This window comes from Pseudomonas sp. MWU12-2319, from assembly GCF_023242525.1.
Lineage (GTDB): Bacteria > Pseudomonadota > Gammaproteobacteria > Pseudomonadales > Pseudomonadaceae > Aquipseudomonas > Aquipseudomonas gingeri_D.
Window position 1 is genome coordinate 13332 of sequence record NZ_JALJES010000031.1, and the last position, 18320, is coordinate 31651.

Below are 18320 nucleotides of genomic sequence, written 5' to 3' on the forward strand. Positions count from 1 at the left end.
ATCAGGCGCGACACTCGACGTGCAACACCCCGTCCGCCGCTGTCGTACAGGTAATCCTCAGCGGCAGAAAACTCTCGATCACGCGAATATTGCTGTGCAGATGCTCGGTCATGCCGGGCGTAGTGAAACGCCCGCCACCGGCCAGGGCCATGGGCAACAGCAACTGATCGGCCAGGTGTTCGCCTACCGCGGCGCTGCTGTTCAACCAGCGTCTGGCAGACTCAACCGCTTCGTCCGCCACGGCCTCGGCCCGCAAGCGGGCTTGCCCGAATGCGCTGAACACCTCGGTCACCTGCTCACAGCGGTATTCCAGCAACAGCGCGTTGCCAGGACCTTCAGCCGGATCGATCAGCACTGTACGACGCGATTCACCCGGAAAGTCCAGGCGACTGCCAACCCTGGCCAACTCGCGCTCGGCCACGGATTCGGCAACCCCGCTGAGTAATACGCAGGCTTCGCGTGCAAGCACAACCCCGCGCTCATTCAGCTGCAAAGCCTTCAACGACGAAGGCTGGATAAAGGCCTCCAGTTCGCCGCCGCCAGCTGGCACAAAACCGTGGCGCGAGAGCTGCAGCTCGACCTTCGCCTCCATCCGCCGCAACAGAGGCAACCAGGCACGCTCGAGAAACTCGAACGGCGGTGCCAATGGATTATGGGTGCCGCCCGTAATAACCACACGACTCGGCGCGGGTGCCTGCAATAAAGCAGGCAACAAAGTTTGCAGCACCAACGTGCAGCTCCCTGCCGTACCGATAGCGAAGCGAAAATCCCCACCACGAATCGGACCCGGCTCGAAATACAGGCTTTGCGAACCGAGTTGCGCGCCCTCCACCTTCGCCCCACACACCTCGGCGGATGCCAGCACCGCCGCCAGGTGTTGGCGCATCAAACCGGGACGGCTGCGCTTTGCCCGAATATTGCCGATCCGCAGCGCCCGCCCCGTCACCATCGACAGACTCAGCCCGCTACGCAATACCTGCCCGCCTCCCATGGCGCCATCCAGGCCAATCACATCCCTTTCCATATCCTTCCTTCATGCATAGCTGTAAACCATTTCCCTCAGGTAGCGATCCAGCCGTTGACTGTCTTCAGTGGTACGCGGCAATACCGGTACCGGACGCTCCAATTGTGTTTCGATAAACCCGTGCAGCGCCGGACGCCGAGGGCCGTAGGCGGATTCATCCGCACTGCGCTTAAGCCGCAGTAACTCATCAACCTCCTCCAGCAACAGCGGATCGTCGACGGTCTTGAGCAGGGCATCGAACGTCATGGGCGGGCGACCCAATCCCATGTCGATCCAGCGCACCGCCAACAAAGGTCGCAGCACGTAGAAATATTTCTTGAAACGCACTGTCTCGCCTTGCAAGTAGCCGCGGAAGTTTTTCCTGGCCATCGACAGGTAGTGATTGCGCGCGGCTGGCGGGCTATAGAACGCTTCAGCCAGTTCACGCAACGACCGGGTCGCGACCTCTTCGCTGTGATACACCAAGGGCGAGTCGAGCCATTCGAGCAAGGTCGGGTTGGACTTGCGCAACAACCCGAGGGTCTTGCGCAGCTCCCAGCCGCTGACATCCAGCTCGTCGTCCAAGGGCCGCTCGATCACATCCCGAGCCTCACTGACCTGGATGAACCAGTCCGGTTTTTCCACATAGACAAACCGCACATCGTAATCACTGTCCGTCGACGAAAAGCCCCAGGCACGGCTACCGGACTCGCAGGCATACAGCACCTTGACGTTGCGCTCGCGCTCTATCCGCGCAAGCTCCTCCAGCACCCGGGCGCGCATGGCGCTATCCAGCGGGTGACGTTCTGCATGTTCCATCTTTATTTCCTTTTAATCCGCTCTATCCCTTTACACACACCACCTGCCGCAAGGTGTGCAGCACTTCCACCAACTCGCGCTGGGCGTGCATGACCTGGTCAATGTCCTTGTAGGCCATCGGAATCTCATCGATCACCGCCGCGTCCTTGCGGCACTCCACGTGGGCCGTTGCCCGGATCTGGTCCTCGACGGTGAACAGTTGCTTGGCCCGGGTGCGGCTCATCGTCCGTCCGGCGCCATGGCTGCAGGAGCAAAACGACTCTTCGTTGCCCAGCCCGCGCACAATGAAGCTCTTGGCCCCCATGGAACCTGGAATGATCCCCAGTTCGCCCTTCTTCGCCGACACCGCCCCCTTGCGGGTCACCAGAACCTCTTCACCGAAGTGCCGCTCCTTCTGCACATAGTTGTGATGGCAGTTCACCGCCTCCAGCGCTACATCAAAGGGCTTGCTGATCACCTGGCGTGTCGCCGCGATCACTGCCTGCATCATCAGTGCACGGTTCTGCCGGGCGAAATCCTGGGCCCAGCCGACGGCTTCGACATAATCGTCGAAATGCTGGCTGCCCTCTTCAAAGTACGCCAGGTCCCGATCCGGCAGGTTGGCGATATGCTCGCGCATATCGGCCCGAGCCATCTCGATGAACAAGTTGCCGATGGCGTTGCCGACGCCACGCGAACCGCTGTGCAACATGAACCAGACGCGGTTCGCCTCATCCAGACAGACTTCGATGAAGTGATTGCCTGAACCCAGCGTCCCCAGGTGGCTGCGGCTATTGCTCTTCGCAAGCTTGGGATACTTGTCGGTGATCGCCTTGAACCGCGACTCCAGCGCCGACCACGCCAGATCAGCCGCGCTCGGAACATGATCCCAGGCGCCCTTATCTCGACCGCCGCGAGTACCGCTACGCCCATGGGGCACTGCCCGCTCGATGGCCGTACGCAAACCGTGCAGGTTGTCCGGCAGATCACTGGCGGTCAGCGAGGTGCAGGCGGCAATCATGCCGCAGCCAATATCAACGCCGACCGCCGCCGGGATGATCGCACCCATCGTGGGGATCACACTGCCAATGGTCGAGCCCTTGCCCAGGTGCACGTCCGGCATCACCGCCATATGTTTGAAGATGAACGGCATCTTTGCCGTATTCATCAGTTGCTCACGGGCCTCTGGCTCGACCGGGACGCCCTGGGTCCAGAGTTTGATCGGCTTGCCGTTGGCGACTTCGAGCAAGGTGTAGGTCTGGTCTTGCATATTCTTCATTTCCTGATGGCCAAAACACTGGCCTTGTCCTGGGTTAACGGCGACAACAAAGGGGTGAAACAGGCACCGCGCTCTGACCACTGAGCTATTACCTTGCGGCAAGCGGGAATCGAACCCACCACCACGGCGTACTGTAGTTCCACCGGCATTCGCCGGAGTAAAACCATCAATCAAAGCTTGTCATATCGACATGGCGTCAATCACCTTCACCCAGTGCCGCGCCCCGTAGGAGCCCTCGGTGAACTGGCTGATGACATCGAACACCGCGTCACTGAAACCGCCGACATTCAAGATGTCTGGCCGGTCCGGTGCCTGGGTGGTCACACCGGGCTGCATGTCGATACAGATCAACTGCGCATTCGGATTTACCTGGCGGATACGCTCCCATTGCCGCATCGTTTCCGTAGCGCCATAACGTCGTTCATCCATCCAGGACTCGTTATCCGACACCAGAATCAAGGTGTCCACCCAGGCCCTTTCATCAGCCAACTGCGCCAGCGGTGCCGAGCAACAGGTGCCCCCGCCACCGATGGCGGCGAGCTTCTGGGCATTGCTCATCACACTGTCCCGTGGATTGAGCCGCACCTTCACCACCTCGTTCTCGAACGGCATCACCCTCGCCTCCGGTGTCTTGCGCAATATGGCCGCCGCGATCAGTGCCGCCACATCGATGCAACGCACAGCCGTGGTCGCCCCCTGGCGATAGCCGGTGACCGGGTTGTGCATCGAACCCGAGACATCCGGGCAGATCACCACCGAGCCCCGCAACACCGGGACATTGCCCAGGGACAGCTCCAACGCATCCTGCAATGCCTCACGGATCACCTGCGGCACTTCGGCGCCGGTCATCTGGTAGGCCGCGAGCAACTGGTATGGATAAACCCTCGCCTTGGCCACGGCCTCCGGGTCCGCCAGTCGCGCCGCAACAGCTGTGGCACAACCCTGGACCTCAAAGGCACCGTGGCGAGCCAATGTGTTCAGGTTCATCCGCAAAGCCTGCCAGCCCATGCTCATGGCCAGCGCAGCCCACTGGTGCTTGTCCAGCGTCTCGTTGCCAAGCAACTGGAACGGCACCTGAGGCAGTTGCCGGGTCGCACCGCCGCGAAACTCCAGCAGCGAGCGAGTCAACGGTGGCAAGGTGTCGATTGCCACGGGCTTGCCGAGGACCCAGGCAAAGAATGCTCCGCGCCAGGCTTCACTTGGCTTGGGATGAACCATCTTGAGCACATCCGCCAGCGAGGGCTGATTACCCACTGATGCTTGCAGTAACTGCTGCTCGCTGGCCGTGTTCAGCCACTCCTGTACCAATCGCTTGGGCTGCGAGCCCAGCGACTTGCGCCCGGTGACACCGCTGCGCAGGATCTGTACGAAATTGCGCAACATTTTGCCGCTGTCCACCACCTGTGCGAACACCACCGGCAGCATTGTCGAGTGTTGAGCTGCCAGGGCCGCCAGGAGCAACGCCGGCATGTCTTTCATGTGCCCTTTCTGGCGGGCATAAATCGCTGCCTTGGCGACAAAGACGCTATCAAGTTCGGTCACCCGCTTCAGGACTTCGTCCAGTTGGCTTTCCGCGCTGGCATAGAAGGTTGAGTTCAGGCAACCGGTGACGGCCAACTGTGCCAGGGCATGGCGAGCGGTGTAGGCATACGCCGGGGCCTGGGAAGCATTCAGTGTGTCGCACGCTGCCGGCATGGCACGAGCATGAAACAGTTGGGTATTGGCCATCTTGGCATCTCGCTCTGCTGTCTTGTTTGTTGCCAGAGGTATTGCAGACGCTGTGCCAGTTTTTTATTTCCGCCAAAAATAATTATAAACATATGATTTATAAGTAATTTTTTATACCTCTATCAAAAACAGTTTTTTGAACCAGACAAAAAATCCTTTTTTATTTATTATTTTATATCGTCATTTATCCTGAAAGATAAACATGCCCATCAAGCGTACGGTCACCATCGGTTTTATCGGCTCCACTCTCGATCGCGTCGGCAAGGGCGCCAACCGCTGGGGTCACTGGCGACCAAGTGTGGGCTTGTGCCAGCAGCCTGACTTGCTGGTGCACCGCTTCGAACTGATCCACGGCACCGACGCCCGGGATGTAAGCCTGGCTGAACGGGTCAGCCACGACATTCGCCAGGTATCGCCGGAAACCGAAGTGCGCCTGCACCCCATGACCTTGCGCAATCCCTGGGATTTCGAAGAGGTATACGCAACGCTGCATGACTTCACCACCGACTACCATTTCGATACCGAGCATGAGGAGTACCTCGTGCATATCACTACCGGTACCCACGTGGCGCAGATCTGCTGGTTCCTGCTCACCGAAGCGCGCTATCTGCCGGCGCGGCTGATCCAGACCTCCCCCGCCCGACGCCTGGATGAAGAAGCACGGGTCACCGGCACTCACGCACTGATCGACCTGGACCTGTCGCGTTATGACCGGATCGCCACACGCTTTACCCACAAGCGTCTTGAGGGACTGGCATTTCTGAAGTCCGGGATTGCCACACGCAATGCCGACTTCAATCGCACTATCGAGCAGATCGAGCGCGTAGCTGTACGCTCACGGGCGCCGATGCTACTGATCGGGCCGACCGGCGCGGGCAAGTCCTTTCTCGCCCGACGCATCTATGAACTCAAGCGCAGCCGGCACCAGGTTCAGGGGCGGTTTGTCGAGGTCAACTGCGCCACCCTGCGCGGCGACGGCGCCATGTCGGCGTTGTTCGGCCATATCAAGGGCGCATTCACCGGCGCGCAAAACAGTCGCGAAGGCCTATTACGGGCGGCCGACACCGGCCTGTTGTTCCTGGACGAGATCGGCGAGCTGGGCCTGGACGAGCAGGCGATGCTGCTCAAGGCCGTCGAGGAAAAGCGCTTCTTCCCCCTCGGTTCCGACAAGGAAGTCGAAAGCGACTTCCTGATCATCGCCGGCACCCACCGGGATCTGCGCAGTCGTGTAGCCGAAGGCCTGTTTCGCGAAGACTTGTACGCCCGAATCAACCTGTGGACCTTCGACCTGCCAGGCCTCGCGGGCAGGCGCGAAGACATCGAGCCGAATCTGGACTTCGAACTGGAGCGCCACGCTCGGGAACAGGGCCATCTGGCGCGCTTCAACGCTGAAGCACGGCGTCGCTATCTGACATTCGCCAGTTCCAGCGAAGCGAGCTGGCTCGGCAACTTCCGAGAGTTATCGGCGTCGATCACCAGAATGGCCACCCTGGCAGACAGCGGTCGCATTGATGAAATCCAGGTCGAGGAGGAAATAGAACGCCTGCGCCGGGCCTGGGGTCTGGCTGAACCGCAAGACGCCCTGGATCAGCTATTTGGCGAAAACACCCCGGAAGTCGATCTGTTTGATCGCTTGCAGCTCAATGCCGTGATTGACGTGTGTCGCAGAGCCAGCAGCCTGTCGGATGCCGGCCGTCAACTATTCAACGCCTCCCGCCAGAACAAGGCCAATCCTAACGACGCCGACCGACTGCGCAAATACCTGGCTCGATTTGGCCTGGACTGGAAGCAACTGAATCCCAACCACTGAGTTTATTTCGCCAACCCTGTAACAAAAAAGCTACTCGCCCCCTCCACAGATCAAACTCCGTGCAACCACGGGGGCCGGCGCTTGCGCGTCGGTTCAAAAAGAGCTGGGTGAGGTGGCGAGTTGATCAACACACGATTTTCCTGCGTGGGCTGCGGCAAATGCTGCAATGACCATTACGTCCCGTTGACGCTCGAGGAGTCCCGCCAATGGGCGGCGGACGGCGGCACGGTGATCGTGCTGGTAGAAGCGTTCCTGGAAAACGGCCACGGGGTGGCCGAAGCACAATTCGAACACGCCCGACGCCGTTCGATCCTGGTTCCCAGCGGAACAACCCAGGCCTGGCTGGCCGTCACGTTCGCCGCCTACAACAACGGGCCGTGCCGCAATCTCGATGCCGACAACCGCTGCGGTATCTACGAGCGGCGCCCGCTGGTCTGCCGCATCTATCCGGCGGAGATCAATCCGCATATTCCGTTGCGCACGGACCGCAAGGACTGTCCGCCCGAATCCTGGGAGCAAGGCCCGGACCTGATCGTCGGCGGGCAACTGGTCGACCAGGAACTGGCCGAACTGATCGAGCGCTCGCGCCAGGCCGACCGTGAGGATATCGGCGCCAAAGCAGCCATCTGTGCCCGCCTCGGTATCAGCACGACCGCCCTCAAGGGCAACGGCTTCGCTACCTACCTGCCCGACATGCAGGCGTTCATGACGGCCATCGACGAGATTCGCGGGGAGCGGACGCTCAGCTCCACTGGACAGCACTGGGCTTTTCATCTGGCCGATGAAAACAGCACCCGGGCACTGCTCGCCCATGGCGCGGCAGTCACTCAATCGGGTACAGGACACTACCGCTTTATTCCCTTGCGATCGGTCGATTAAGGCGCTTGACTCAGTGAACGACGGTCATCTGCGGCAAAAAATCGGGCAATGACGTTTTTTCAGCCTCTACAGGCCGCTTTCCGCATCGTCTTCGCGGTATCCGTCTACGATTCTGTAAGAGCGCCACGATGGAGTGTGGCCCTCCCAAACAAGAACACTAAGAACAGCAAGAGAGAGCCGTCCATGAAAACCGTCGCAGAGCTGTTGAAACTCAAGGGTAGCCAGCATCAGGGCGTGCATACCATCGCCCACGACCATACTGTGTTCGAAGCCTTGATACTGATGGCCTCGAAAAATGTCGGCGCCCTTCCGGTACTCGAAAACGGCCAGGTCGTGGGCATCATCAGTGAACGTGACTACGCCCGCAAAGTGATCCTGCACGGGCTCAGTTCGGTCACCACCAAGGTCCACGAGATCATGAATGCCCCGGTGATCAGCGTGGATTCACGCCAGAACGTGGAAACCTGCATGAGCATCATGACCGACAAGCATCTGCGCCATCTTCCGGTGGTCGAGGACGGGCAACTGATCGGCCTGCTGTCCATCGGTGACCTGGTGAAAGAGGCCATTGCCGAACAGGCCGACCTGATCCGCCAACTGGAACAATATATTCGCGGCGAGTAAGGCCAGCCCCGGCCCCTGGAATGGCTCACGGCAGGAGCGACGCCACTCGCTCCTGCCACCTCAATGATCGCCCAATAAAGTATGTCAAAATGTTTATGAAACCCCGCTAATACGGGGCTTCCAGCGATATTTCCGATTTTTTCACAACGCTTTCACTTCACTCCCACCTGCGCCTCTCTACATTCCCCCCCTGCCCACACGCGGCCTTGTCTATCCTTTACAGTTTTAAACATCGAAACCCTGGATCGGGCCATCAAGTCCATGCATTGTGCCTGCCCCGCTCAAACCCTAGCTGCGGCGCTTACCGCTAAGGTCGACCCATGAACCCTCACGTGTTTCCACTTTCCGCCGCGACGCTCAGGCGCTGGTCCGTGCCGGTGCTGCTGCTGGCCTTCGCAGTGTTCTACCTGTTGCCCATGATGGGCCACGGCCTGTGGATCCCCGACGAACCACGCTACGCCCAGATCAGCCAGGAGATGTTGTTAAGCGGCAACTGGACCTCCCCGCATTTCATGGGCCTGCGCTACTTCGAAAAACCCATTGCCGGCTACTGGATGATCGCCATCGGCCAGGCCATATTTGGCCAGAATTTTTTCGGCGTTCGCGTGGCATCAGCCGTGGCCACCGGCCTCAGCGTACTCTTGACGTACCTGATCGCCCGGCGCCTGTGGAACGACCCGCGCAAGAGCTTCGCTTCGGCCCTGCTGTTCATGAGCTTCGGCCTGATCGCCGGGCAAGCCAGCTACGCCAACCTCGACCCGCAATTCACCCTGTGGTCGAACCTGAGCCTGTTCGCGTTCTGGTTCGCGGTCGACAGCAAGGAGCAACGCCAGCGCCTGTACGCCTGGGCCGGCCTGGGCCTGGCCTGCGGCATGGGTTTCCTGACCAAGGGTTTCCTCGCCCTGCTGCTGCCGGTACTGATCGCCCTGCCCTATATGATCTGGCAACGCCGCCTCGGTGAGCTGCTGCGTTATGGCCCGCTGGCCGTGATCGTGGCGGTGATCATCGCGCTGCCCTGGGTGCTGGCGGTCAACGCCCAGGAGCCCGACTACTGGAATTTCTTCTTCTGGCACGAACATATCCAGCGTTTCGCCGGCGACAACGCCCAGCACGCCCGGCCCTGGTGGTTCTACCTGCCGCTGCTGGTGGCATCTTGCCTGCCGTGGTCGGTGCTGCTGATACCGACGTTCAAACAGGCCTGGGAGCAAAAGCGCCAGCCCGGTACCGGCTTCCTGTGGCTGTGGTTCCTCTTGCCCCTGGCCTTTTTCAGCCTGAGCCGAGGCAAACTGCCGACCTACATCATGCCGTGCCTGTTGCCGCTGGCGCTGATGATGGGCAATGCGCTGATCGATCGGGTGACCCACGCCGAAGGCCGGATGCTGCGGCTCAATGGCTGGCTCAACCTGGTCCTTGGCGTGGTGGCCATGGTCGCCCTGATCTACCTGCAAACCAGCCGTTCGATCTACGCCAACAGCCATGCGGAAGTCTTCAATCTCTCGCTGGTGTTCATCATGTTGATGGGCTGGATCATCGCCAACGCCCTGCAAGCGCTACGTCCGCTCACCCTTTGGGCCATGCCGGCGCTGGGGATCGGCTTGCTGGTGGCGCTGCTGCCGGCGGGCATGCCGGCCAGCATCGTCAACAACCAGATGCCGGACCAATTTATTGCAGAACATGTCAATGAATTGCGCCAGACCAACCGTCTGCTGAGCAATGAGCTGGGCGCCGCCTCCTCCCTGGCCTGGCGCCTGCAACGCCCGCGGGTGGATTTGTTCAACACAGCGGGTGAATTGAAGTACGGTCTCGACTATCCTGATGCCGCCGAGCGGCAGGTCAACTCCGCCAACGTCGAACAATGGATGACTGAAGCCCGTAAACAGGGTTCGGTCGGTGTAGTGCTACGCGTCAAGAGCGTAGACGAAATGCGCGAAGTCGAGCAGCTCCCACTGGACGGCAAGCGTTATCAAAAGGGTAATACCATCATCATGATCTTCCCGCAGACCCAACCATGAATCAGAGTTTCTGGAAAACTGACAAAGGCGCACTGACGCTTCTGCTTATCGTATCGGCCGTCCTGCTGCTGGTGGGCCTGGGCCAACGCGAGTTGTGGGGCGCGGAAACGCGCTGGGCCAACATCGCCCTGCAGATGCTGCAGTCGGGCAACTACTTCGACCCCTACCTCAAGGGCTCGCCTTATTACGACAAACCGCTGCCGTCCTACTGGCTGATCACCGCCAGCGCCGGCCTGATGGGCGGCCTGGGCAATTGGTCGCTGCGCCTGTCGTCGGTGATTGCCGCCTGGCTGACGGTCTGGCTGGTCTACCTGATCGGCGAGCGCCTGTGGCGCAAGGGCACCGGTCTGATCGCCGGCTGGATGCTGGCGACCACCTTCTATTTCGTGTTCTGGGCACGGGTGGCCACCGCCGATATCCTCACGGTGTTCGGTGTGGTCGCGGCCATCTGGTGGTACTGGCGCGGGCCGGACGATACCCGGCTGGGCCGCTACACGGTGTTTTTCCTGATCCTGGCCCTGACTTCCCTGCTCAAGGGGCTGATCGGTTTCATCCTGCCGGGCCTGATCCTGCTGCCCCACGTACTGGCTGACGGGCGCTGGAAACGCCACCTCAACCCACGGCTGTTCGTCGCCCTGGCGATTGCCGGCGCGCTGTACGCCATTCCTTTCGTGCTGTCGCATTTCTATGGCTCGCCGACCTATGGCGAAAGCGGCCTGGCGCTGGTGTTCAAGGAAAACGTGGTCCGTTTCTTCAATCCCTTCGACCATATGGGGCCGATCTACACCTACCTGATCTACCTGCCGGCCTACACCCTGCCCTGGGCACCGTTCTGGATCCTCGGCCTGTGGGTCGCCATCCGCCAATGGAAGAAGATCGAGCCCAACACCCGCTGGCTGGTCTGGGGACTGGGGCTGCTGTTCCTGTTCTTCACCCTCAGCGGCAGTCGTCGTAGCTACTACGTGCTGCCCCTGGTGCCATTCGCCCAGTTGCTGGCGGCCTGGTGGGTGACCCGACGCCTGGAAGAGAAGCGTGCGGCCGGCAAGGTCGCGGGCCCCGGCTGGTCTAAAGGCTTCGCGGCGGCGGCGCTGCTCCTGCTGCTGGTGATCGGCGTGCTCTACCCGTGGACCAACAGCGGCGGCGGCGTGACCAAGTTCGCCGACGACGTACGCGCCAAGGCCAGCCAGCAAATGCCTTGGGACGAATGGAAAATCGTCATGATCGAGGTGGACAACAAGCTGCCGATGTACATGAACAACCAGGGCGCACCGTTCTACTACATCAAGGATTCCCAGGACTACCCGCGTACCGGCGACAGCGCTGCGTTCATGGCCTGGCTGGAGAAAACCAGCGGTCAGCGCTGGGATCCGTCACGTACCCTGATCGTCACCAGCTACAGCAAGCACGACGAGGTGCCGTTGAGCTACCTCTCAGCTGACCATGATGTGGTCAACACCGAGCTCACCAATGGTGCGCGACTGGCCAAGAAGAAAGAGAGTGGCAGCGTGGCTTATATCCCCAAGGCCAAAGGCCTCTAGCCAATAAACAAGGGCACCGAAAGGTGCCCTTGTTTATTTCAGCCTCAATAACCCAACGACAGCCCCGTATTACGACGCGGATCGTTCGCGCCGTAGAAGCGGTTGTTGCCTACCGGCTTGCCATCGAGGGACGGAGCGCCGACCAGGATCGCCGCCAGGTGATTCGACGGCTGAGGACCGGCAAACTTGTGACCCCAGCCTTCAAGAATCTTCTGCGTGTCCGGGCTCAGGGCAAAGGCCTCGATATTGGTCTCCTCCGGCAGCCATTGCTGGTGGAAACGCGGCGCGTCCACCGCTTCCTGGATGTTCATCTTGTAGTCGATGACATTGAGGATGGTCAGCAAGGTTGCAGTGATAATCCGACTGCCGCCAGGCGTCCCCACCACCATGACCGTCTTGCCGTCCTTGGTGACAATGGTCGGACTCATCGATGACAACGGTGTCTTGCCCGGGGCAATGGCATTGGCCTCACCCTGCACCAGGCCGTACATGTTCGGCACACCGACCTTGGAGGTGAAGTCGTCCATCTCGTCATTGAGGATGACCCCGGTCTTGCTTGCCATGACGCCAGCACCGAACCAGTCGTTGAGGGTGTAGGTCACCGATACCGCATTGCCCCATTTGTCGACGATCGAGTAATGGGTGGTGTTGTTGCCCTCATGAGGTGCCACGCCAGGGTTGATGTCCTTGGAGATCCCGGCCTTCTGCGGTTCGATGGCCGCCCGCAGCTTCTCGGCGTAACCCTTGTCCAACAGGTGCGCTACAGGGTTCTTGATGAAATCGGGATCACCCAGGTAGCTGTTGCGGTCGACGTAGGCGTGCCGCATGGCTTCGATCTGATAGTGCACGCCCTGGGCCGAGTGATAACCCAGGTCCGCCATCGGATAGCCTTCGAGGATGTTCATGATCTCGCAGATCACCACACCACCCGAGCTCGGCGGCGGCGCCGAAACGACGTGGTAGCCACGGTAGTCGCACTCGATGGGGGCCAGCTCGCGGGTCTTGTATTTGTCGAGGTCGGCCTGGGTGATGATGCCCTTGCCGGCCTTGCTCGAATCGACGATGGCCTTGCCGACCCAGCCCTTGTAGAAGCCGTCGGTGCCCTTGGCGGAGATTTCCCTGAGGGTCTTGGCCAGGTCTTTCTGCACCAGCTTCTGGCCGACCTGCATCGGTTCGCCCTTGTTCAGGAAGATCAAGCCCGAATCGTGAATGTCTTTCTTGAACTCGTCAGTGGCGGTGTGCAGCAGGTCGATATCGCCCTGCTCCAGCACAAAGCCTTCGTCGGCCAGCTTGATGGCCGGGGCCATGACCTGAGCGCGTTTTTTCGTACCGTACTTTTCCAGCGCCAGTTCCATGCCCGAGACGGTACCCGGTACGCCGACCGCCAGATGGCCTTTCGAACTCAGGTTGGGGACGACGTTGCCGTCCTTGTCCAGGTACATGTTGGCCGTGGCGGCCAGGGGCGCTTTTTCGCGGAAATCGAGAAAGGTCTTGCGACCGTCGGCCAGTTGCACGGTCATGAAGCCGCCACCGCCAAGGTTGCCGGCGGCCGGGTAGACCACCGCCAGCGCATAAGCGACGGCGACCGCCGCATCGACCGCGTTGCCGCCGGACTTGAGCACGTCGACCCCGACATGGGTAGCCAGGTGCTGCGCCGTGACGACCATGCCATTTTCGCCCGCGACCGGGGCCTGGGAAGCGGCATGAACAGGGGAAATAGCCAGAATCAGTGCCGTCGCCAGGAGCGAACGCGCAAGGGGTTCAAACTTCATAAGCCGACTCTCTTGTTTTTATTTGCGGGGAACAACGCAGACTCCTGCCTGCGCAGGCCTTTACCAAGGTAGGCGCTCCAGCGGTATTTACCTAGTACCAATGCGCAACTTTTTACGGGTACCACGCTGAGCCAGGGGGACATGACAAACACTTGATGCCACCAAGAACAATCACTCCTGGCGGGCCCATCGGCGAACAAAACCGATGAACGCGTCCAGCTTGGGCACCGGCGTCCTGGAGCGCGGATAGACCATATGCACCGGCTTGGGCGCCGGGATGCAGGCGTCCAGCAAACGGACCAGGCGCCCCTCGGCAATCGCCGGAGCCAGCAGGAAATCCGGCTGCATCAGGATACCGTTACCGGCCAGCGCGGCTTGCAACAACACCTGCCCGTCATTGCTTTTCAACACGGCTTTTTCCGGCCATGGCACCTCTTCCGTGCCATCGCTCAAAGGCCAGGCAAAGCGGTTGTTCCAGGAGGTGTGGGCGAGGATGCGATGGCGATGGAGGTCGGCGGGTTCAAGCGGGGTGCCGTGCTGTTGCAGATACTCGGGCGCTGCGCAGATCAGCATTTGATAGGGGTTCAGCGCAACCGACATCAGGTTGATATCGACCCCCTCCGAAACCCGAAACGCCAGGTCGAAAGCACGTTCCTGCAGGTCGATGATCTCGTTGCCGAGGATCAGCTCGACCTGGATATCCTCGAAGGCGCGCATAAACGCCGCCACCAGCGGCGCTACGAAGGAGACGCCGAGCGTCATCGGCGCCGTTATCCGCAGCAGGCCGCCGGGTTTGTCGGCGGAAGACTCAAGACGGGCAAAGGCGGCATCGACCTGCTCGAGTGCCAATCGGGCCTCGTCATAGAACAGCCGGCCTTCGGCGGTCACCGTCTGGCGCCGGGTGGTGCGCTGGATCAGACGCACCTTGAGCACCTGCTCCAACTGCTGGATATGCCGCCCCACCATCACCGCCGACATTCCCAGCAACGGGGCCGCCTCGGTAAAACTCCCCGCCTCCACCACGGCAACGAACACTTCCATTTGCCTGAGCTTGCTCATCACTGCCACCTTCGGCCGGGCAAAATACGCTCGCCATCATGCCTGGCCACAACGGCAAGTCAATCAAGCGGAGGCCTTATCGATTACTAATCCAAGGTTGGCAATCAACGAACGCAGGGTGCCTTTATCCTCACCCGGTCGGCCCCTACCCTGAACGGCATACTCACGGGAGACCGACCATGACCGCCTCGCTGGACAACACCCTCGCCACCTTCCCCCGCGCCCGACTGCTTGAGGGCCCGACGCCGATCCAGCGCGCGTATCGCCTTGAACAGCAGCTGGGAGCCGCGGCCAAAGGCATCGGCCTGTATCTCAAACGCGATGATTTCATGGCCCTGGGCGGTGGCGGCAACAAGTTGCGCAAGCTTGAATTTCACCTCGGTGCGGCCTTGCACCAGCACATCGACACGCTGATCACCGTCGGCGGATTGCAATCCAATCATGCCCGGCTCACCGCCGCGGCCGCTGCACGTTTGGGAGTGGACTGCGAACTGATGCTGACACAATCGACAGCGGTTTCCGGCCTCGATTACGAATACAACGGCAATCGGCTGCTCGACGAGTTGTTTGGCGCCAGATTGCATCTGTTGCCCGCCGGAGCTGATTCACTGGCCGTTGCCAATCAACGGGCAGCACAGTTGCAAGAGGCCGGACGCAAGGTCCTGGTGATCCCTGTCGGCGGCTCCACGGCACTCGGCAGCCTGGGGTATGCGAGTTGCGCCCAGGAAATCGCCCGGCAGGAGGCCCGATTGGGACTGCACTTCGAACGAGTCTTCGTGGCTAACGGCAGTGCCGGTACCCATGCCGGGCTGGCAGCCGGCTTTGAGGTGCTGGGCCGAGGCGCGGCGCTGGTGAAGTCCTGGTCGGTGCTGGCCGAAGAAACCGTCTCGGCCGAGCGAACCTGGCAGTTGACTCGCGACACCCTCGACTTGCTGGGACATCCCCACGCATTGGAACGCGCATCGATACAGGTTAACGGCAGCCAACGGGGTTGCGCTTACGGCGTGCCCACCGAGGCCATGCTGGAAGCCGTACGCCTGCTGGCCCGTAGCGAAGGGTTGCTGGTCGATCCGGTGTATTCCGGCAAGGCCCTGGCCGGATTGCTCGCCGACCTGCGTGACGGCCGTTACCAAAGCGGCGACAACCTGCTGTTCGTGATGACCGGCGGCTCGCCGGGGCTCTACGCCTATCGCGAGTCACTGCAGCGAGCCTGAAGCGGTCGCCGGAGCACCCTGTCAAATCAACCGTTCGATCCGCTTGTGCCGCCACACCACCTTGTAATACGCGCTCTGCAAAACCAGCATGCAGATGTAGGCCACCGGAAACGCCATCCAGACCCCTTCCAGCCCGAAACGCGCATCGAGCAGGTAGGCCACCGACAACTCCACCCCGACAATACAGAAGATCGAGATAAACACCGGCGCCAGCACCGTGCCGCTGGCGCGCATGATGCCGCCGATCACCGCCTGGAAACCGAACACCAGAATGCTCCAGAGCATGATATGCAGCAGGTGCTCGGCCTGGGCGCGGGTGATCGAATCGGTGATAAACAAACCCAGCAGCCAGTGGGACAACATATAACCCAGGACAATCAGGGCACCGGTCAGGCAGGCGTTGATCATCAAGCCCGTGCGCAGAATCGGCCCCAGGCGCTCCAGACGCCCGGCCCCAATGGCCTGGGCCCCCAGGATCGAAGCGGTAATGGCAATCGACAGCGCCGGAAACTGCACATAGTTGACGATCTGGGTCACCGCGCCATACGCCGCCGTCGCCTGGGAACCGTGATGGTTGACCAGGGACAGGATCACCAGTTCGGACAGTGATAACACCACCATCTGCAAACCCGTGGGCAGGCCGATCTTCAGGACTTTGCTCAAGATGCTCCAATCCAGGCGCATCGCCCTCAGCAATGTCCAGTCCGGGGCCATGACACTGGCTTTATGCCGCAGGCGCAAGGCCAGGAAAACCATCGCCAATGCCGTGCCCACCAACCCCGCCACGGCAGCGCTCTTGATACCCATCTGCGGCAAACCGAGCCAGCCACGAATCAGCGCCGGGGTCAGGAGCAGGCCGGTGGCGGTGGAGACCGCCAAGGCCAGCAGCGGCGACAGCGTATCGCTGATGCCCCGCAACAACTGGGTAAAAAGCACGAAGACCAGCAACAGCGGCATGATCAGCATCATCACCTGGGCATAACCGACTGCCTCGTCGAGCACATCAGCGGGCGTACCCAAGCCGATCAGCGCCGGGCGCGCAAACACGCTGCCCAGCACTGCCGCGACCAAGCCGATCAAGACGCCCAGCGCCAGCGTCGTGCCGGCTACCGCCTTGACCGAGTCTGGCTCGCGGGCGCCCCAGGCTTGCCCTATCAATACCGAGGCTCCCGCTCCCAACCCGATGATCAGGGCAATAAAGAAGAATACGATCGGAAACATCCCCGACACCGAGGCCAATGCCTGGGTGCCGAGCATCTGGCCGATGTAGATGCTGTTGAGCGTACCGGAAAGCGACTGGAGGAAATTGGAAAGCACCATGGGTGCCAGAAAAACCAGATAGAGCTGCCAAAGCGGGCGCTGAGCATTTTTTTGCATGAAGGGGTCGAGTTCCAAATAATTGCATCTGCGTGCTCGCCGACTCTACCTTATAGCGCCGACCGTGTTGAATTTTCCTCGCCTTGATCAAGGATGCGGCGTCACTTTCGCTGGCGGTTCGACCAGCACCCGCTGTTCCACCGCTGTCGTCAGATAGCCTTCGATCTGGGCCGCCAGATAGTGGGTCGTGGCCGTCACCCCGCCACTCGGGTCCGACACCAGCTTGAGCCACGCCTTGTCGAAAGCCTCCCCCAGGGTCTTGCGAATGCGCACCCGGGTATCCGGCTGCTCATGCTCGTGGACGATCGCGCGAAAACCCGCGACCCCGAGGGAAATCATCGCCCCGGCAACCCGACCGACCGCCGTCGCGACCGCACCGGCCACCCCACGGCTGGTGAACTCGGACTGAAGCTTCTCGCTGGTCTGCCGGGCGACCGAATTGATCCCCGCACTCGATGTTCCGTCATTTGCGCCTCCCCCCAGGTGGGTACGCGCGTTCAAGGCGAGATAGGCCGGCAACTGACTCAACGGCGCGGCATGCAGCGCTTGATAGAGTGAGGCATTGTGGTCGGCGGGCGGGGCCAGGGAGATCGCCGGAATCTGATTGATGTGCTGGGCGAGCTGATCCGCCGGTACGCCATACCGCTGGGCGATCACCGTCAGTTGTTTGCCCATCTGTTCGAGATAGAACTGCGCCGCCTGATCCATGATCGAGTCGGGATCGATCTCCACTGCCACCGGGGCCAGCACCCGCGCGCGATATTGCTCCTGCAGGTAACTCGCCAGACGCTTGGCCGATGGATCCTGCTCGCCCTGGTCATTGAGCCGGTACCAACCGACCTTGATCGACAACCACTCCTGGGTCCAGTAACCGTCGAACCAGGGGATGAATTTTTCGTCAGTCTGCTGATAGATCCGCGTACGCCAATACTCCATGGTACTGCGTGCCCAGGCATCCGCTTGCACGGTGGCTTGCTCGGAAGCCTGGATCAGATCGACATCGACTTGCTGCCAGATCCCCGGCGAAACCGCAGCCGCTGCCGCGACCTCAGAGGCGCGCTCATGGCCGGCACACCCGGCCAGCAGCACCATCAAGGCAACAATCAGCGCACGCAGGCTCAAGGTCGCAACTCCCTAAAACCGGTTCAAGCACGGGCGTGCCGCCGGCATCACCTGCCTTGAGTATAGGTCGCGAACCTGATGGCCCCCGTACTGCCGACTTTCACC

The 18320-nt window shown here is 60.9% G+C and carries 14 protein-coding genes; 6 read left to right on the forward strand and 8 right to left on the reverse strand.

The features are described from left to right. Window position 1: 1 nt before the first annotated feature. The 4 genes from rtcA to M5C01_RS31520 form a co-directional block, all read right to left on the reverse strand. Window positions 2-1024: an RNA 3'-terminal phosphate cyclase gene (gene rtcA, locus M5C01_RS31505; RefSeq protein ID WP_152742255.1), complete on the reverse strand. Its 1023-nt coding sequence runs from the start codon at window positions 1022-1024 to the stop codon at window positions 2-4. Window positions 1025-1033: 9 nt separating this feature from the next. Continuing rightward, complete coding sequence (locus M5C01_RS31510) at window positions 1034-1822, reverse strand: nucleotidyltransferase domain-containing protein (RefSeq protein WP_152742256.1); 789 nt, start codon at window positions 1820-1822, stop codon at window positions 1034-1036. A gap of 22 nt (window positions 1823-1844) precedes the next feature. Further along, a complete protein-coding gene (locus M5C01_RS31515) occupies window positions 1845-3080 on the reverse strand; it encodes an RtcB family protein (protein ID WP_178130043.1) in 1236 nt (411 codons plus the stop codon). Window positions 3081-3260: 180 nt separating this feature from the next. Further along, window positions 3261-4808 carry a TROVE domain-containing protein gene (locus M5C01_RS31520; RefSeq protein WP_103495195.1) on the reverse strand — a complete coding sequence of 516 codons (1548 nt, stop codon included), beginning with the start codon at window positions 4806-4808 and terminating at the stop codon, window positions 3261-3263. 208 nt (window positions 4809-5016) lie between these two features. On the opposite strand from M5C01_RS31520, the gene rtcR reads away from it, so the two are divergent. From rtcR to M5C01_RS31545, 5 genes are all read left to right on the forward strand, one after another. Next, complete coding sequence (rtcR, locus tag M5C01_RS31525; RefSeq protein WP_178130046.1) at window positions 5017-6618, forward strand: RNA repair transcriptional activator RtcR; 1602 nt, start codon at window positions 5017-5019, stop codon at window positions 6616-6618. A 123-nt stretch (window positions 6619-6741) separates the two neighbouring features. Then, a complete protein-coding gene (locus M5C01_RS31530; protein ID WP_178130047.1) occupies window positions 6742-7497 on the forward strand; it encodes a YkgJ family cysteine cluster protein in 756 nt (251 codons plus the stop codon). A 183-nt stretch (window positions 7498-7680) separates the two neighbouring features. Next, complete coding sequence (locus M5C01_RS31535) at window positions 7681-8121, forward strand: CBS domain-containing protein (RefSeq protein ID WP_103495197.1); 441 nt, start codon at window positions 7681-7683, stop codon at window positions 8119-8121. 320 nt (window positions 8122-8441) lie between these two features. Continuing rightward, entirely contained in the window at window positions 8442-10133 is a 1692-nt protein-coding gene (arnT, locus tag M5C01_RS31540; protein WP_152742259.1) for a lipid IV(A) 4-amino-4-deoxy-L-arabinosyltransferase, read from the forward strand. Then, window positions 10130-11671, forward strand: coding sequence for a glycosyltransferase family 39 protein (locus tag M5C01_RS31545; RefSeq protein WP_103495199.1), 1542 nt, complete (start codon window positions 10130-10132; stop codon window positions 11669-11671). The genes arnT and M5C01_RS31545 overlap by 4 nt, the downstream gene beginning before the upstream one ends. A 44-nt stretch (window positions 11672-11715) precedes the next feature. Here M5C01_RS31545 and ggt read toward each other — a convergent pair whose 3' ends face one another. Together ggt and M5C01_RS31555 are read right to left on the reverse strand one after the other, a co-directional pair. Further along, entirely contained in the window at window positions 11716-13443 is a 1728-nt protein-coding gene (gene ggt, locus M5C01_RS31550) for a gamma-glutamyltransferase (protein WP_152742260.1), read from the reverse strand. A 171-nt stretch (window positions 13444-13614) separates the two neighbouring features. Further along, complete coding sequence (locus M5C01_RS31555) at window positions 13615-14502, reverse strand: LysR family transcriptional regulator (RefSeq protein ID WP_152742261.1); 888 nt, start codon at window positions 14500-14502, stop codon at window positions 13615-13617. Window positions 14503-14681: 179 nt separating this feature from the next. Between M5C01_RS31555 and M5C01_RS31560 the strand changes: the two genes are divergently transcribed. Further along, window positions 14682-15716 (forward strand): D-cysteine desulfhydrase family protein, encoded by a 1035-nt coding sequence (locus tag M5C01_RS31560; protein WP_152742262.1) that lies wholly within the window; start codon window positions 14682-14684, stop codon window positions 15714-15716. Between the two features lie 21 nt (window positions 15717-15737). On the opposite strand, the gene M5C01_RS31565 is transcribed toward M5C01_RS31560, so the two are convergent. Continuing rightward, a complete protein-coding gene (locus tag M5C01_RS31565) occupies window positions 15738-17093 on the reverse strand; it encodes an MATE family efflux transporter (RefSeq protein ID WP_152742263.1) in 1356 nt (451 codons plus the stop codon). Window positions 17094-17180: 87 nt separating this feature from the next. Next, window positions 17181-18215: a hypothetical protein gene (locus M5C01_RS31570; protein ID WP_152742264.1), complete on the reverse strand. Its 1035-nt coding sequence runs from the start codon at window positions 18213-18215 to the stop codon at window positions 17181-17183. Window positions 18216-18320: the final 105 nt, after the last annotated feature.

Bases quoted from the DNA above. Each gene is read 5' to 3' on its own strand.
- arnT (WP_152742259.1), top strand. From the start codon at position 8,442: ATGAACCCTCACGTGTTTCCACTTTCCGCCGCGACGCTCAGGCGCTGG.
- M5C01_RS31565 (WP_152742263.1), bottom strand. From the start codon at position 17,093: ATGCAAAAAAATGCTCAGCGCCCGCTTTGGCAGCTCTATCTGGTTTTT.
- ggt (WP_152742260.1), bottom strand. From the start codon at position 13,443: ATGAAGTTTGAACCCCTTGCGCGTTCGCTCCTGGCGACGGCACTGATT.
- M5C01_RS31515 (WP_178130043.1), bottom strand. From the start codon at position 3,080: ATGAAGAATATGCAAGACCAGACCTACACCTTGCTCGAAGTCGCCAAC.
- M5C01_RS31520 (WP_103495195.1), bottom strand. From the start codon at position 4,808: ATGGCCAATACCCAACTGTTTCATGCTCGTGCCATGCCGGCAGCGTGC.
- M5C01_RS31560 (WP_152742262.1), top strand. From the start codon at position 14,682: ATGACCGCCTCGCTGGACAACACCCTCGCCACCTTCCCCCGCGCCCGA.
- M5C01_RS31545 (WP_103495199.1), top strand. From the start codon at position 10,130: ATGAATCAGAGTTTCTGGAAAACTGACAAAGGCGCACTGACGCTTCTG.
- M5C01_RS31535 (WP_103495197.1), top strand. From the start codon at position 7,681: ATGAAAACCGTCGCAGAGCTGTTGAAACTCAAGGGTAGCCAGCATCAG.
- rtcA (WP_152742255.1), bottom strand. From the start codon at position 1,024: ATGGAAAGGGATGTGATTGGCCTGGATGGCGCCATGGGAGGCGGGCAG.
- M5C01_RS31555 (WP_152742261.1), bottom strand. From the start codon at position 14,502: ATGAGCAAGCTCAGGCAAATGGAAGTGTTCGTTGCCGTGGTGGAGGCG.
- M5C01_RS31510 (WP_152742256.1), bottom strand. From the start codon at position 1,822: ATGGAACATGCAGAACGTCACCCGCTGGATAGCGCCATGCGCGCCCGG.